Genomic DNA, 15723 nt, shown 5'->3' with positions numbered 1-15723 from the left:
TATTGGTGTGCCCGAAAGGATTCGAACCCTTGACCTTTAGATCCGTAGTCTAACGCTCTGTCCAGCTGAGCTACGGGCACGGTTTTTTTAATTTATATTCTAATAATGGTTAATGTCAAAGTATATAATCATATCTCAAAAATTAGTAAGCATTAATTATATTTATTCCAAAGGGGTTTTGAAATATTTTTTATAAGCTCTTTATGTGCATTTTTTTCATCTTCAGATAGTTTAAATTTTCTATTTGGAAAATTTTCTTTCTGTGAATTAGTGCTTGCGTTATTATGATTTACAATTTGAAACTGAAATTTAGTTTGTTCATTACTTATCAATTCAACGTATACCATTGCGAGTAATTCTGAATCTATCAAAGCACCGTGTTTATTTCTTTTGTCTAAACTAATATTAAATCTTTTGCACAAAGCATCTAGACTAGCGGGAGAGCCAGGAAATTTTTTTCTTGCGACTAATAATGTATCAATAATACCGCTCATTGTGATTTTTGGCATTCCCACCATTTGGAATTCATTATTAATGAAGCCAATATCAAATTTTGCATTATGAATAACCAGTGTGGAATCTTTAATAAATGAGTAAAAATCTTTTGCAATATCCGAAAATAAAGGTTTATCCTTTAGGAAATCACTTGAAATTCCATGTACATCATAAGCTCCTTTACTAACTCCTCTTTCAGGATTCACATATGTATGAAAATAATTATTAGTTTTAACTTTGTTAATGAGCTCTATACATCCTATCTCAATAATCCTATCTCCTTGTTTATAATCTAGTCCTGTTGATTCAGTATCTAGAACAACTTCTCTTAAATCTGTCATGTAATATAATGGTTTGTATTGATTTTAATAAATAATGCCGATTCTCATTGTAGATTAAATAATCAGCTTTGTGAAATACTTCTTTTTTTGGAATTTGATTATCTAGAATCGCAAAAAATTTATTTTCAGTCATACTGGTTCTACTTAGTGCCCTATTTAACATAGTTTTTGTAGATGAAAAAAGGTAAATTATTACATCAAAATACTTTTCTCTCTTTTTTTCAAATAATAGTGGTATTTCTACTACAGTAGAGCGACCTTTATTTTGATGCACTTCATTTGAGATTTGTTGAATTTTTTCCTTTGTGTAAGGCGTGAAAATATTTTCTAAATCATGCATTGCATTTTTATTATGAAAAACAATGTCTCCCAGTATTTTTTTTGAAATATCTCCATTTACCAATGAATTTGGAAATCTCTCAGCAATTTTGTTTTTTAAGGAGGTATCTGTGTTCATCGTGTCATTAACATATTTATCCATGGAAACTGTTTGAAATCCCATTTTTTTAAAAACTTTGAGTGTTAAACTTTTGCCAGTGCAAATATTGCCAGTTATGCCTATTAAAGAACCATATCTAGGATTTAATTTACGCCTCATTTATTGGCTAATTTATATAAGGTTAAAAACCAATCATTATCTTTTTTGCCTAGGAAGAGACCATGTTTTTGTAATAATTCTTTGAAGAATTGAACAGGTATCGTATAATTCAGCTCTACTTCGATTTGATCTATCGATGAAGAAAGAATACGATAATCTTTTAGTTCAGAAATATCGCTTAATTTTTCCTTAATGGCAGCCCAAACTTGAGGAGTTTTAGAATCAATTTTTACCTTGGAACTAAATATTATTTTTTGATCAAAAGCTTTCACTCCCTTTAGTTCAGAATCAAAATCCTCTAGTAATTGATTGATTGCCCTATCAAAAAAACTTTTATAATTTTCATTATAATTTTTTTTAATTATAAGGTATTTTATTGAATCTTCATCTGGTTTAAGTATTCGAGTTGTTATCTCAAGTTGATCATCATTCATTTCAGCGAATACCACAGTTAAATTTTTCACACTGTAATCATTAAGAATACTATCAAATGAGTGATATGGTTGAAATAATGTTGTATATTTATTCTCCAAAGAAACAATGGTATTCCTATCGAATATCTTAAATTTAAGTAATCCAAAGTATCCTTCTAAATTTAACCATTTCCATCTCCAATCTTCCCTTACAGCAACCCTATTATCATTTATTAATGGGATAAATAAAATATCCTCAGAGTAATTTGTTCTATACCTGATACCATATTTATTTAAAATATCTTTAACTTTACTCGGATCATAATCGATATCAATTGTTGCCATGTATGAATGATTAGTCATCCTCTCATTTTTAGAGATAACTTTTTTAGTAGTTTTTAAAATTTCTTTTTCCTGGATATGATAAATTTTATCCCTAGATTTTATAGGAACAATTTTAAAAGCTAAGTGCTTAAAACCTTGAATGATTGCCTTATTTTTAGCAAATTCCATAGAATCTTCTAAATTTCCAGCATCCTCAGATGTTTTTATATCAGTTACAGTAAATACACTTTCATTATCATCAATTTGGTCTGAATGAGCAGAAATAGCTAAATAAATTGTAGCTATGATAAAGAAAAAAATTTTTTTGTTCATGGTCCACTTTACAATGATATACTTAACAGAATAAAATCAATATAACACGATATTATATTTTACAAATTAATTCATCAATAATAAAAATTAAATGCTTTTTCAAGAACATAAAATAGCTAATAAGAATTTTAGTGAAGATGAAAATCCTTATACCGTAACGGAAATATCTCTTATTATAAAGCAATATGTTGAGAGTACTTTTAAGGATATTTCAGTTAAAGGGGAAGTCTCTAGCATTAAAATCGCAAGTTCTGGACATATATACTTTTCACTTAAAGATGAAAATGCAGTTATAAATTCAATATGCTGGAGGTATGTTGCTGTAAAATTACCAATCCAATTAGAAGATGGTATGGAGATAATATGTGAAGGGAGTATTAGTACATATCCTGGAAGATCAAACTATCAATTAATCATTAAAGATATAAGGTTGGCTGGTGAGGGAATTCTTCTTGCAAGACTTGAAGAAATGCGAAAAAAACTGGAAAATGAAGGTCTATTTGATAAAAGACATAAAAAAGCCTTACCGAAAATTCCACAAAAAGTTGGTATAATTACATCACTAAAGGGTGCTGTGATACAAGATATAATTCATAGATTGAAAGATAGGTTTCCTACAGAGACATTAATTTGGGATGTAGTTGTCCAGGGGAATGAAGCTGCAGGGTATATTGTTGAAGCTATAGAGGGGTTAAATAATTTACCAAGTCATATTTCTCCACCAGATGTTATTATCATAGCAAGAGGAGGTGGATCAATTGAAGATTTATGGCCTTTTAATGAGGAGATATTGGTTAGAGCAGTATTTAATTCAAAAATTCCAATAGTGTCTGCTATAGGTCATGAAAGTGATAATACATTGATTGATTTAGTTGCAGATGTGAGAGCTCCAACTCCTACGGCTGCTGCTGAATTGATTACGCCTGATAAAGTAGAAATCCATATAAGGTTAGATAAAGTTAAAGCTACCTTGAATAATGTTTTGCCAAATTTTATCAATTTTAAAAAAGCGGAATTAAAAGGGGTATTAGCCAATTTTAAAAATACAACTACACATTTTGAACAACTTGATAATAAGCTTGCGAATTTTACGACTTCGTTAAAGGTGAGTGTTAACTCATTATTTAAAAATTATGAATGGAAGATTGAATCTTTAAAAATATCTTCTACTAATTTAATGCACTTAACAAATTCTTGTGATGAAAAGCTAAGTAATTTATTGTGGAAATTAACCAAGTTATACAAAAATAAATTAGATGAAATTTCAGCTAATCTGGATTCTTCAAAAAAATTACTGATATCATATAATTACCATAATGTCTTAAAAAGAGGGTATGCATTAATAAAAAATAAGCAAAAAAAAATAATAAAATCTTTTAATGACCTGGATAAAGTTCAGTTAATTGAAATTGAATTTCATGATGGTAGTGCTTTTGGTGAATTTAAAGTTAATGTTAATGCTAAAAATAAATCCACACTACAAAAAGGTAGTGATCATAAAATACAAAATAAATTACCTTTTTAACTTGAATAATTTTATTTTTAGTTTTAGACTTTCATAAGTTTTGAAAGTGGCTTGATGGTTATTATAATTAAATTAGAAAATATATCTATTTTAGCTAAGTATGTAGCTATTTGTATTATTGTATTTGGTGTGTATTTATTTACGCTGATGCAGGTGTCTTTAGCTATGGATAATAGTATTTATGCGACATTATCTAACCAAGTAGCGTTGAATGATGAGCTAAGTATAACAGCTAATAATATGGCTAATGCGAACACTACTGGATTTAAGAAAGATTTGCAAATTATGTCTAGTTACGTTACTAAAGACAAAATTGCTGATTTGAAGATGCCAAATGATATAGCGTCAATATCAGATTTTACGCCAGGAAGTTTGAATCAAACTGGCAGACCTTTCGATATAGCCATTAATGGTGAAGGGTTTTTTATGATCGAAACTCCCAATGGAAATTTTTATACTAGAAACGGGAGATTTTTAATTAATAATGAAGGAGCTTTAATTGATCAGCATGGAAATTATGTTTTATCTGACGATGGTGGCCAGATAGCAGTTCCTTTACAAAATGAAAGTGTACATATAAATAGAAATGGTAATATATATATATCTGAAAATTTCATTGGAAATATAGGGGTGTTTAATTTTTCGGATGTAAAATTGTTGAGAAAAGCTGGAAATAACTATTTTAAAACGAAGCTTGAGGGTATTCCTTCTGAAAAATATCAATTATTACAGGGATTTTTAGAGGAATCTAATACTAGTCCAATAATTGAGACAACGAAATTGATTGATTTGCAAAAGAAATTTTCTATGAGTTCAAATTTGATTACTGATGTATATGGTATGCAAAGAAATTCTTTTAGAGTAATAAGTAAATAAAGGAGAAATTTATGTCTAATTTTAGAGCGCTAAATATTGCTGCAACTGGGATGTCAGCTCAGCAAAAAAGAGTTGATACTGCCGCTAACAACCTAGCAAATTCAAATACGCCGGGGTTTAAAAAAAGTATTGCTGAATTCAATGAACTTCCTTATCAAACGGAAAGAGTTGCTGGTATGGGAGATCGATCTGAAGGAGAATATTATTCACAAGGTATTCAATATGGAACTGGTGTGGGAATTGGAGCAACATCAATAAATTTTGCTCCTGGAGAGGGGTTAGAGCGTTCTAAGGAAAGTTTAAGTCTTCAAATAAACGATAATACCGGAAATAACTTTTTTGTTATAAACCTTCCTAATGACGAAAAAGCATACACTAGAAATGGTCAATTTACACTGGATAATGAAGGTAGAATTACGACTACGGAGGGATATATAGTTGATCCTGAGGTAATAGTTCCAGTAGATAGGAAGGATTCAGTTGAAATTACCTCAAAAGGAATAATACGAGTTAAACTTAAAGATGATAAAGATACTGATCCTGCTACTGAATTAGGGAGAATTAATTTGGCAAAATTCATTAATCCTCAGGGATTAGAGCAAGTAGGAAGTAGTTTGTTTAAAGCGACCAATGCTTCTGGTGAAGCTATTGAAGGCAATGCTGGTGAGGGAGATTTTGCTGGAGTAAAAATTAGTCAGGGTTATTTGGAAGCATCTAATACTAATTCTTTAACTACAATGACTGATTTAATTAAATCGCAACAAGTTTACTCTATGAACTCTAAAGTAATACAAACTTCAGAAAAGATGCTTGATGATATTGTTCGAATAAAAGGATAATTATTTTATTAAATTGATTATGATTAGATTTTTTGTTTTTTTTGTGGCTTCAATGTCTCTTGTTAATTGTCAAGCCTTGACATTTGATGAGTTGGAAAATGTAGTTACAACTGAAGTTCAAAAAGCACAAAAATATCCAAATATAAAAGTACAAATCTCTTCGCACAATGATTTGACGGGTAATAATATTGTTTTGGAGGGAGTTGATTTTAATGAGAAGGATAAATTTATTGCGAATGTATTATTGGGTGATAAGCAATATAAATTGCATGGGTCATATTATAAATACTTATCAGCTCCAGCTGCAAAACACAGGATATCTAAAGGTAAAGTTATAGACGAAGATGATATAATTATGAACGATTTTGCTATTGATTTATTTAAATCAACTACGATTATCGAACCCAACAAAATTATTGGAATGGTTAGTAAAATAAATATTGATCAAAATAGCTTATTTAAAACAAATGATTTAAAACCTTTAATAATAGTTGCAAAAGGTGATTTAGTAACGTTGGAATTTACCAGGAACAATTTAGAAATTAAAACAACTGGTGTTGCCTTGGATTCAGGTGGCCTGGACGATTTGATAAAAGTACGAGTTCAAGACACCAAAAAAGTTATTGTTGGTAAAATATTAAGCTCATCACTAGTACAAGTAAAAAAGAATGATTAATTTAAGTAAAGCATTAAAATACACATATTATCTTACACTTTTAAGTTCATTGTTGATTTTTTCGGGGTGTACCTCGATGTGGGATCAGCTTAAAAACGTTGGTAATCCACCTAAAATAAACGAAGTAAACGTTTATAATAAAGATAATTTAGATGAAGTGTATTCAAAAAATGTGCAAAATCAAGATGAGTCATTGTCTAGCAATTCTTTGTGGACACCAGATTCTAAGACTTTCTTTTTTAGGGAAAGAAAGGCAAAGGATGTTGGTGATATTTTAAAAATAAAAATCGTAATTGAAGACAAGGCAAAATTGAATAATAAAACTACCAAGCAAAGAAAAAGTGGTAAGAATATGGGGATTCCAAAGTTATTTGGTTTAGAGAATAGTATTAAAAATGGTAACAAAAATGTTGATCCAAGTAAATTATTGGGTATTAATTCTGATTCTGATAGTACTGGTGATGGGCAAATCGATAGAAAAGAAACGATTAGTACTAATGTTGCAGCAACTATAATAAGGATTTTGCCTAATGGTAATTTCCTAATTAAAGGATCGCAGGAAATACGAGTTAATTATGAATTGAGGGAGATTACAGTAGCTGGAATTGTGAGACCAGAAGATATCGGTAGTGATAACTCAGTTGATCTAGATCAAATTGCGGAAGCTAGAGTGTCGTATGGTGGTAGAGGGCAAATATCTCAATATCAACAAGACCCATATGGAAAACAAGTTCTTGACATAATATCACCATTTTAGATAAAATTGATTTCAATTATTATTTTTTATGCAGTTGAAAAAGTTCTCTGAATTATTTTTGATAAATCTATTTTTTATCTATTTTTTATTACAACCATTTCAGGCATACTCTAGGCCTATAAGTCTTGAGCCTTCTATATTTAAATCCTCTAATTATGCAAGTATAGTTGTTAATGCTAAAACAGGTAGAGTGCTTTTTGAAAAAAATGCAGATCAAAAAAGGTATCCTGCTTCACTTACTAAAATGATGACTTTATATATCACTTTTGAATCCTTAAAGAAAAATAAACTATCACCATTACAAAAACTCACGGTGTCAAAACATGCTTCAGAGCAGCCAAAAAGTAATATTGATCTAAAGCGTGGGCAAAAAATTACTGTACGTCAAGCTATTAATGCATTAATAGTAAAATCAGCTAACGATGCTGCAGTGGTACTTGGAGAAGCAATTTCAGGTGATAGAAAAAAATTTATTCAATTAATGAATATAACTGCAAAAAAATTGAATATGAAAAATACTAATTTTCAAAATCCTCATGGATTACATCATGAGGAGCAATATACAACTGCTAGAGATATGGCAAAATTAGCAAGTGCACTTAAGAGGGATTTTCCAAAATATTATCATCTTTTTTCTATGACATCATTTATTTACAGAGGAAAAGAAATAAAGGGACATAATCGGGTTTTAAAAAGATATGCATGGGCAGATGGATTAAAAACTGGATATGTCAATGCTTCAGGCTTTAATCTTGCAACCTCAACAAAAAAACCTGAAGCTAATTTAGTAGCTATTGTGATGGGAGGTCAAACTGCGAGAATGAGAGACGATCACATGATAGATTTATTGAATAATGCATATGCAAGATTAGGTGTTAAAGAGAAGGTGAAAAATGAGAGTATTTCTCAATCAAAATTCTTAAATGCCAAAAGAGACGTTTTTCAGTATGTTTCAGAAAGTTCCAAAAGAGCTACCAATAATAATGATGTACTAGAGATTCATTAAAAAATAATGAGTAGCATCAGATTATTATTGGTAGTTAAATTGAGTAGTTTAGAGAGTATTTCTCTAACGAAAGAGGACGCTCATTACCTAATGAATGTAATGAAAGTGAAGTCTGGTGATGTTATCAGGGCATATAATGAGCATGATGGCGAGTGGGTTTGTAAAATTGAGGTGGAAAATAAGCGAAATATTTTTTTAATTCCTTTTGAAAAAACAGATAACATTTTATGTAAATCTAAGGTGATTTTAGCATTCGCATTATTAAAACGACAAAACAATAGTTTAATTGTTCAAAAAGCGACTGAGTTGAATGTTAGGGAGATATATCCTTTAATAACTGATAGAACAATAGTAAAAACTATTAACATAGATAAGCTAAATATTGTTGCTAAGGAAGCGTCAGAACAATGTGGGAGACTTGATATTCCAATAATTCATAATATCTTGAATTTGGAAGGACTACTAAATCTTACCAAAAACAAAAATGTATTAGTATGTCATAATCATAGAGATGCGAGAAGTATTTTGGATTTAAACAAAATAATAGACTACAATAATGATACAGTACTTTTAATTGGTCCCGAGGGAGGTTTTTCTAATGAAGAGATCAATATGTTTGAACGGCTTAATATGGCTTTTGTGAAATTGGGAAATTATACTTTAAGAGCAGAGACAGCGATGATAGCATCTATATTTGCTATCCAGAATTTATTATACCCAAACAAATAATGCATAACCTAAAAAAAAATGAAATACACAGTTATATCGATGATTTAGATAACTTTATTTTAAAGAATGAGAACTTGATTGAAACATGGATTAAGACAAAAGAGTTAAAAGATACTCCGCTGTATTCGTCAATTGATATTAGAAATTCAGGATTCAAAATTTCTCCAATTGATACAAATCTCTTTCCATCTGGGTTTAATAATATATCGAAACAAGGATTGCAGAAGGCAACGCAATATTTTTTGCAGTACTTTAGTAAATTTTTCCCTGATGCTAAGAAAATCGCTTTAGTTTCGGAGCAATTTACGAGAAATGTTAATTATTATGAAAACATAAAATTTTTACTTAAAGCTTTGCAAGATACAAATCTTGAAGTAAGGGTTTTAATTATGGGTGAAGAATCGATTGATGTTGAAGGTTTAACGTTTTTTCAATTTCAAAAACAAAGCTCTGTTATAGTTACCAATGATAACTGGTCTCCAGATTTAATCGTACTAAATAACGATCTAACAGAAAAAATACCGGAAAAGTTAACAGCTCTATCAATTCCAATATTACCAAATTTAAAATATGGCTGGCACAGTAGGAGAAAATGTTCTCATTATAAAGCCTATAACGATCTGATTGATTTATTTTGTATTGAGTTCAAAATAGACCCTTGGTTAATCAGTACATATTACTCAAAATGCATTAATGTTAATTTTAAAAAGAAAGAGGGATTGCAGTGTATAGCTCAAAAAATTGATAAACTTATAGTTGAGATTCAAAAAAAATATGATGAATATCAAATTAAGCGAGAGCCTGTTGTATTTATCAAACCAAATAATGGTACATTTGGAAGGGGTATAATGTCAGTAAAAAGTGGGGATGAAATCATAAATCTCAACAAGAAAATGAGACATAGCTTAAATACAATAAAAGACAATGTAATTAATTCAGAGGTGGTAATACAAGAGGGTATACCAACAATAGAAAGAGTTGAAGATTATCCAGCAGAAAGTATTATATACCTAGTTGGTGCGAAAGTTATTGGAAAATTTATGAGATATAATACAGTAAAAGGTGTCGATAATAATTTGAATTCAAGTGGTATGTTATTTGCCAAAAATCTAGAAATATCCCCAAGTGAGTTATTACTAAGTAAATTGGCAACCATTGCAGTGGGTTATGAAAAAATCGAATAGAAATTTATATGTCGGACATTTTTATAGAATCATCTTTATTAAAAAATGTTGGGGTTGAGCATGGATTCTTTACTCGAAATGGTGGTGTAAGCTCAGATGAATTTAGTAGTTTAAACTGTAAATTTAACAATCTGGATAATATAGAAAACGTTAATAATAATTTAATTATTGCCGCTAATTGCCTAAGTGTAAATATAGAAGATTTAACATTACTAAATCAAATTCACTCAAATATGGTAATAAAAGCAAATAATACCATCAATAAAATCGAGGGTGATGCAATTTATTCATCTAGGAAAAATAGTGTAATAGGAGTGATTACTGCAGATTGTGTGCCAATATTAGTTTGGGATAATAAAAATAATATTGCCTTAGCAATACATGCTGGATGGAAGGGTGCTCTAAATGGTATTATAGAAAATTCAATTAGTGCAATCAAAAAAGGTAGTGAATCCCAATTTTATGCTGCAATAGGTCCATGTATAAGACAAAATAATTATGAAGTTGATGAGAAATTTTATGTATTATTTTTAGAGGAAACTACTTTAAATAATAAGTATTTTAAAAATTCAGTGAATAAAGGGAGATTTTTATTTGACTTACCTAAATACTGTTATGAAAAGTTGATAAAATATGGCGTAAGTAAAATTGATGACTTAAAAATTGATACTTACTCAGATGAAAAAAAATTTTTTAGCTGTAGAAGAGCCCTTCACAAAGGGGAGAAGAATTTTGGATGTCAATTATCATTAATCAAAATTTAAATTCTTGTTGATTTTTTTAAAATTAAAATTCATGCTGTGTGGAGAAGTAGCCGGAGGTTTTTAATAATGACTAATAATTACAATTTTAGCAATATAGGAGATTATCTAACTAGTATTTATGATAACTACTTACCAAATCTAACTAAATATGATTATGCAATACTTGCAATTCATACGTTTAAATTTTCCCTAGCCGTTTCTCATTTTGTTGCATTAATTCGAACAGGGCATTTTATGAGTTCACCGTATAAATATACGTTTTTTACAGGAATTAGTATTTCGGACGATATTTTTTCTGTTTATAGGCAAGTGACAAAAGTTAGTTATGGCGTGTATGATGAGGTAATTAATGTTGCAAGTTTATTAGTAACAACTGCTTCTTCACTTGCTTTAACTCACACTGTGACTAATCAATTTGAGCGATTATTTAATGAAATTAATTATAGTAAAGCAGAACATCAAAAAGCTTTTGATGAAGCAAGTAAACTAAGCATAGAAGGATCTAATGTTTTGACAACAATTAGATTACCTACAGTTGTTGAAGGTTCTGAATTATCTACTAGTGGTGCTGAGTTCAAATCAGCTTCCCAACCTCAAATATATGCAGGTAAGATTAATGAGTGTGTTGAAAATGAGAGTAAACTTGCTAAATCACATGCTCATATTGGTACGCAAGATTATCTTTTTTTCTTTATGAATAATGCTAAATCTTTTACTCAAATTCAAGAAATAATTGGGAAAGAAGGATTTGATTATAATTTGTTAAAACCACAAATCGTCACCATTTCAGTGAATGCCGTAATGTATTTTGGTTATAATAAATATATGTGCCCTAAATTACCAAGCTCAATCGTTGGAAACGATAAAGTGTCGGCAACTTTTAAATTAATTGTTAATACAGTTGCATCAATAACGGTTACATCAGTTTTAACTTTTGGAGATAAGTTATACAATTTAACATATAATGAATTATTCGGCCAAGTAAGTAGAACAGATAAAAAGGACGCAGAAAAAAGTTTGAATAGCCAAAATAGTCATGATGTGCCAAAAGAAATTGAACAACATAATGATGGTTATACTAACCATGAGGAGCTTTAAAGAGCAGGTGCTAGAAAATGCTAGGTACCCTTGTTTGCAACACTACTCCTTATAGTTGCTTTATCCCATAAACGAGATGGCTGGATCATTTAGATCTCCAAATAATTCAAAAATATTGGGAATTTCATGGGTATTTGATGTTGTAGTTTGATTCCAGCCCTTTACTTCTAAGATAACTTAACTCTAACTATTTTCACCTAGACAATCATAAAATTTTCTATAATCGTTAAGATCAAACTTTTTCTTACCATAAATAAAGTCCTGCACTTTATTTTTTATTTTATTATGAACAGTAGCATTTCTCTCAGAAAAATCTCGCAAATATAATTGATAATGAAAATGTCTAATATTTATCTCTGCATAATCTCCGCCTAAAAACCTTGCAGCATTTTCTATAGCATAGGCTCTCTACAACTGCTTCTATCATTTTGTTGCATGCTATCAAAGTAAAACCTAAATTATATATTATTTGCAAAATATAGTTTTTCTTTTCTAGGTTACTATTTTTAAATAGCTTATAAGTTCTAATTTATTTGGCATATTGTTGTTGGCATGCCAATAGTCTTTAGCTTTCTTTATTGCGTCTCCTATGGCCTTCCCCGTAATGTTAAGATTTTGCAAATCCCTACCTTTAAGTGGGAAAACAAAATCTTCACCATTTAATACTTCATATAAATATTTCTTATACTCATTAATTTCAGTGATATTATTCACTACAAATAAAAATCTTAGATATAAATCTTTGCCATATTCATACCAATATTTATAGTGGTGATAATCTGTAAATTTTGGTTGGTTAGTAAATGAAGTAAGCCAATTGAGCTCTTTATATTCCTTGTTGGAGAGTTGTAGATTATTTTTTAGTTGAGCAACTTTGTTAGCATTTTGTGTGGTGCTTAAGTTACATAGTGTAGCTAAATTCACCAATGGATCATCAATTTTAAAATTAATTCTTTGAAGTAATTTACTGCTAATGGTAATTGAAGATAATCCAATATAATGAAAAATATTTTCTTCTGTTAGCTTTATAAGCACTTCTTTGGCAAATTGAGATGCAAGTAATTTTAGTAATTCGCTCCTAATTCTTTCCTTGGATATGTACTCAAGATTTTGGATATTTTTTATAGAGGCTTTATAGCTTGCATCATCTATGTTTTTCAAACCAAAAAGGCCTAAAAATCTTAAATAGCGTAATATTCTTAAATAATCTTCCTCAATTCTCTTAGTTGGATTTCCAACAAACTTGACCTTTTTTTGCTCTAAATCTTCCTGACCATCAAAATAATCATATAGTTCTCCATTTAGAGTTACTGACATAGCGTTCATTGTGAAATCTCTCCTTGCAGCATCTTCTTTCCAATCATTTGTAAATTGAACCTCTGCATGTCGACCAAAACATTTAACATCTTTCCTTAATGTAGTTATCTCAAAATTAAATCCGTTAATCACTACCAAAACAGTCCCATGCTCAACTCCAATTGGAAAAACTTTAATATCGCTTCGTTGAAATATTTTTATTATTATTTCAGGGATTAAATTTGTTGCAATATCAAAATCTACTGGCACTTTATTTATTAAATAATCTCTTACACACCCACCAACCAATCTGCACTCTCCTTTTGCCTTAGAAATAATATCAAATATTGTATTTAATTCTTTGGGAAAATTTAAATTTAATTTAACTGTATTCATGGAATAAATAACTAATGGCACTTAAAACTATCAGGCGATAAATCAATGGTCAATACTGCATTTGAAATTTTGTATTAGTCAGGGAATAAGGTTTTGTCAAAGATATAAAACTATTAATTTTATTCATTACTTCATTATTAATTATTTTGTCCATGAAATCTGGTTAGTGTAATTATTGATATTAATGTTGCAATAATTGCGTATATTTCCATTGGATAAATTGTGGTATCGTAAAAAATGCTAACTAATCTTACTCCAATTGAGCTAATAAACATTTCAAGTGTTATCATAATTGCTGAGGCACTACCTGATAATTCTGGTATTGCGCTGACTATCCTGTGAGTGGCATTACCAAAAATGCATGCAATTCCTAAGAGATATGGAATTTTAATTAGTTGGATATTTATTGCAGTTAAAAACCCAATCTGTTCACCAATTATTAAAATAACGCTACTAAGAATAATGAAATACAGAGAATGCTTTATTATGTTGTATGTTGAAAAGTAGTTTATTAATTTATTGCACATCATTCCACCAATCACAAACATTGAAGCACCTAAGGCTATTAATAACCCACAGTTTTCAACACTTGTATTATATGTTTCAACAAATAGTAAGGGTAAATTTGTAACATTTACAAATGCAATGGAAACCATCAACACCTTGATTGTTAAAAATTTTGTATACGTGGGATTTTTGAACAGTATTAAATAGTTGGCTAAAATTTTTTTAATATTAATTGTCGTTTTTTTACTTTGCAAAGTTTCTGGCAATAAAAATATGCAGTATACAAACAATATACAACCAAGAAATGCTATTAGTTGAAAGCTGTGTCTCCAACCAATAATATTTCCAACGTATCCACCTAATGCTGGCGATATAACAAGCATTGATCCAATAATAATATGTAGAGTAATAATTGCTTTTTCAAACATTTTACCTTTGTAAATATCATGTACTATAGCATTTCCAACTGACCATGATACTCCTGCTCCTAATCCTTGAATAAATCTCAAAATAAATAGTACATATATTGAGTTAACTAATGATATGCAGTATGAAGCGATTGTGAAGCAAACTATCCCGAATAACACCAATTTTTTTCTACCCCAAGCATCAGATAATGTGCCGTAAATAATAGAAGAGACACCAATTCCAAAAACGTTAATAGCTGCGCTGAATTGAATTAGTGATTCATCAACCTGGAATTCTTGCCTGATACTTGAAAGTAATGGTAAATAGAAGAATATAGCAAGATCAAATACTGAAATCGTTGCAATAACAATAAAAAAGATATTACTTTCTTTATGTTTATTAAATAACATATCATTAATCAATAATATTAAAAATGAGGAAGCAGCGTATACACTTTCACATGAATAGCGTAAATTCAATTAATTAGTTTTGATAAATAACGCCATACCTAATGCATTTCGCTTTAAAAAAAAAACAACAAAATCAATACGTTTATAGATTAATAGTATAAGAAATACTAATGGATTATCTTTTAGAGAACTGAAATTTCTTTCTAGCTTTAGGCTGTCCATATTTTTTTCTTTCTACTCTTCTGCTATCCCTAGTAAGGAATCCACCGCTTCTTAATGTACCATGATACTCATCACTAATTTGATTCAATGCTTTGCTTATACCGTGTCTAATAGCTCCAGCTTGACCAGATAAACCACTTCCAAGAACTTGACATTCTATATCATAAACACCTTGTGCTTTGACGATATCAAAAGGTTGATTGATGATCATCCTATAAATTGGCCTTTTGAAATAATCTATAATGCTTTTCCCATTTACTGTGATTATACCAGAGCCCTTTTTGATCATCCAAACTTTTGCAACAGCAGTTTTTCTTTTTCCTGTAGCATATACCTTATCAGCATTGATTAGCTTTTTTATTTCTTTTTTTTCAGCGACAATAACTTTAGAAACTGCTAATTTACCTGGTGAAGCATGTTTAGTGGTAGAGCTAGGTGTGATTTTAGGTTTTGATGTAGACGCAACCTTGATTTTAGTTTCCTTTTTTTTGCTTTCTTTTACAATTTCTTCTTTATTACTCATAAT

The 15723-nt window shown here is 29.7% G+C and carries 16 protein-coding genes and 1 tRNA gene; 10 read left to right on the top strand and 7 right to left on the bottom strand.

The features are described 5' to 3' along the window. Positions 1–3: 3 nt before the first annotated feature. From N3Z17_RS06835 to N3Z17_RS06820, 4 genes are all read right to left on the bottom strand, one after another. Positions 4–80 (bottom strand) — tRNA-Arg (locus N3Z17_RS06835). A 72-nt stretch (positions 81–152) separates the two neighbouring features. After that, positions 153–836 (bottom strand): DNA polymerase III subunit epsilon, encoded by a 684-nt coding sequence (gene dnaQ, locus N3Z17_RS06830; RefSeq protein ID WP_282471968.1) that lies wholly within the window; start codon positions 834–836, stop codon positions 153–155. Next, positions 802–1434 carry a dephospho-CoA kinase gene (gene coaE / locus N3Z17_RS06825; protein WP_282471967.1) on the bottom strand — a complete coding sequence of 211 codons (633 nt, stop codon included), beginning with the start codon at positions 1432–1434 and terminating at the stop codon, positions 802–804. Before coaE ends, dnaQ begins: the two co-directional genes overlap by 35 nt. Further along, positions 1431–2504, bottom strand: a complete 1074-nt coding sequence (locus N3Z17_RS06820; protein ID WP_282471966.1) for a hypothetical protein — start codon at positions 2502–2504, stop codon at positions 1431–1433. The genes coaE and N3Z17_RS06820 overlap by 4 nt, the downstream gene beginning before the upstream one ends. Before the next feature lie 91 nt (positions 2505–2595). On the opposite strand from N3Z17_RS06820, the gene xseA reads away from it, so the two are divergent. From xseA to N3Z17_RS06770, 10 genes are all read left to right on the top strand, one after another. Next, on the top strand, positions 2596–4029 hold the full coding sequence (gene xseA, locus N3Z17_RS06815) for an exodeoxyribonuclease VII large subunit (RefSeq protein WP_282471965.1): 1434 nt from the start codon (positions 2596–2598) through the stop codon (positions 4027–4029). Positions 4030–4083: 54 nt separating this feature from the next. Beyond that, positions 4084–4905, top strand: coding sequence for a flagellar basal-body rod protein FlgF (gene flgF / locus N3Z17_RS06810; RefSeq protein WP_282471964.1), 822 nt, complete (start codon positions 4084–4086; stop codon positions 4903–4905). Positions 4906–4916: 11 nt separating this feature from the next. Then, positions 4917–5744, top strand: coding sequence for a flagellar hook-basal body protein (locus tag N3Z17_RS06805; RefSeq protein ID WP_282471963.1), 828 nt, complete (start codon positions 4917–4919; stop codon positions 5742–5744). Positions 5745–5763: 19 nt separating this feature from the next. Next, complete coding sequence (gene flgA / locus N3Z17_RS06800) at positions 5764–6420, top strand: flagellar basal body P-ring formation chaperone FlgA (protein WP_282471962.1); 657 nt, start codon at positions 5764–5766, stop codon at positions 6418–6420. Continuing rightward, positions 6413–7177, top strand: a complete 765-nt coding sequence (flgH, locus tag N3Z17_RS06795) for a flagellar basal body L-ring protein FlgH (protein WP_282471961.1) — start codon at positions 6413–6415, stop codon at positions 7175–7177. The genes flgA and flgH overlap by 8 nt, the downstream gene beginning before the upstream one ends. Before the next feature lie 28 nt (positions 7178–7205). Then, on the top strand, positions 7206–8183 hold the full coding sequence (locus tag N3Z17_RS06790) for a D-alanyl-D-alanine carboxypeptidase family protein (protein WP_282471960.1): 978 nt from the start codon (positions 7206–7208) through the stop codon (positions 8181–8183). Positions 8184–8189: 6 nt separating this feature from the next. Beyond that, on the top strand, positions 8190–8912 hold the full coding sequence (locus tag N3Z17_RS06785) for an RsmE family RNA methyltransferase (protein ID WP_282471959.1): 723 nt from the start codon (positions 8190–8192) through the stop codon (positions 8910–8912). Then, a complete protein-coding gene (gene gshA / locus N3Z17_RS06780; RefSeq protein ID WP_282471958.1) occupies positions 8912–10096 on the top strand; it encodes a glutamate--cysteine ligase in 1185 nt (394 codons plus the stop codon). The genes N3Z17_RS06785 and gshA overlap by 1 nt, the downstream gene beginning before the upstream one ends. Before the next feature lie 8 nt (positions 10097–10104). Next, entirely contained in the window at positions 10105–10860 is a 756-nt protein-coding gene (gene pgeF / locus N3Z17_RS06775) for a peptidoglycan editing factor PgeF (RefSeq protein ID WP_282471957.1), read from the top strand. A 66-nt stretch (positions 10861–10926) separates the two neighbouring features. Continuing rightward, positions 10927–11958: a hypothetical protein gene (locus N3Z17_RS06770; RefSeq protein ID WP_282471956.1), complete on the top strand. Its 1032-nt coding sequence runs from the start codon at positions 10927–10929 to the stop codon at positions 11956–11958. Between the two features lie 492 nt (positions 11959–12450). Here N3Z17_RS06770 and N3Z17_RS06765 read toward each other — a convergent pair whose 3' ends face one another. From N3Z17_RS06765 to rpsI, 3 genes are all read right to left on the bottom strand, one after another. Next, the gene (locus N3Z17_RS06765; RefSeq protein ID WP_282471955.1) at positions 12451–13650 is read right to left on the bottom strand and encodes a CCA tRNA nucleotidyltransferase; all 1200 of its coding nucleotides are present in this window, start codon (positions 13648–13650) and stop codon (positions 12451–12453) included. Positions 13651–13787: 137 nt separating this feature from the next. Then, entirely contained in the window at positions 13788–14975 is a 1188-nt protein-coding gene (locus tag N3Z17_RS06760) for an MFS transporter (RefSeq protein WP_282471954.1), read from the bottom strand. Between the two features lie 175 nt (positions 14976–15150). Beyond that, positions 15151–15720, bottom strand: coding sequence for a 30S ribosomal protein S9 (rpsI, locus tag N3Z17_RS06755; RefSeq protein ID WP_282471953.1), 570 nt, complete (start codon positions 15718–15720; stop codon positions 15151–15153). Positions 15721–15723 lie beyond the last annotated feature (3 nt).

Source organism: Candidatus Bandiella numerosa, assembly GCF_029981845.1.
GTDB classification, from domain to species: domain Bacteria; phylum Pseudomonadota; class Alphaproteobacteria; order Rickettsiales; family Midichloriaceae; genus Aquirickettsia; species Aquirickettsia numerosa.
The sequence above is the reverse complement of the archived record's forward strand: the minus strand, read 5'-3'. Positions and strand labels throughout refer to the sequence as shown.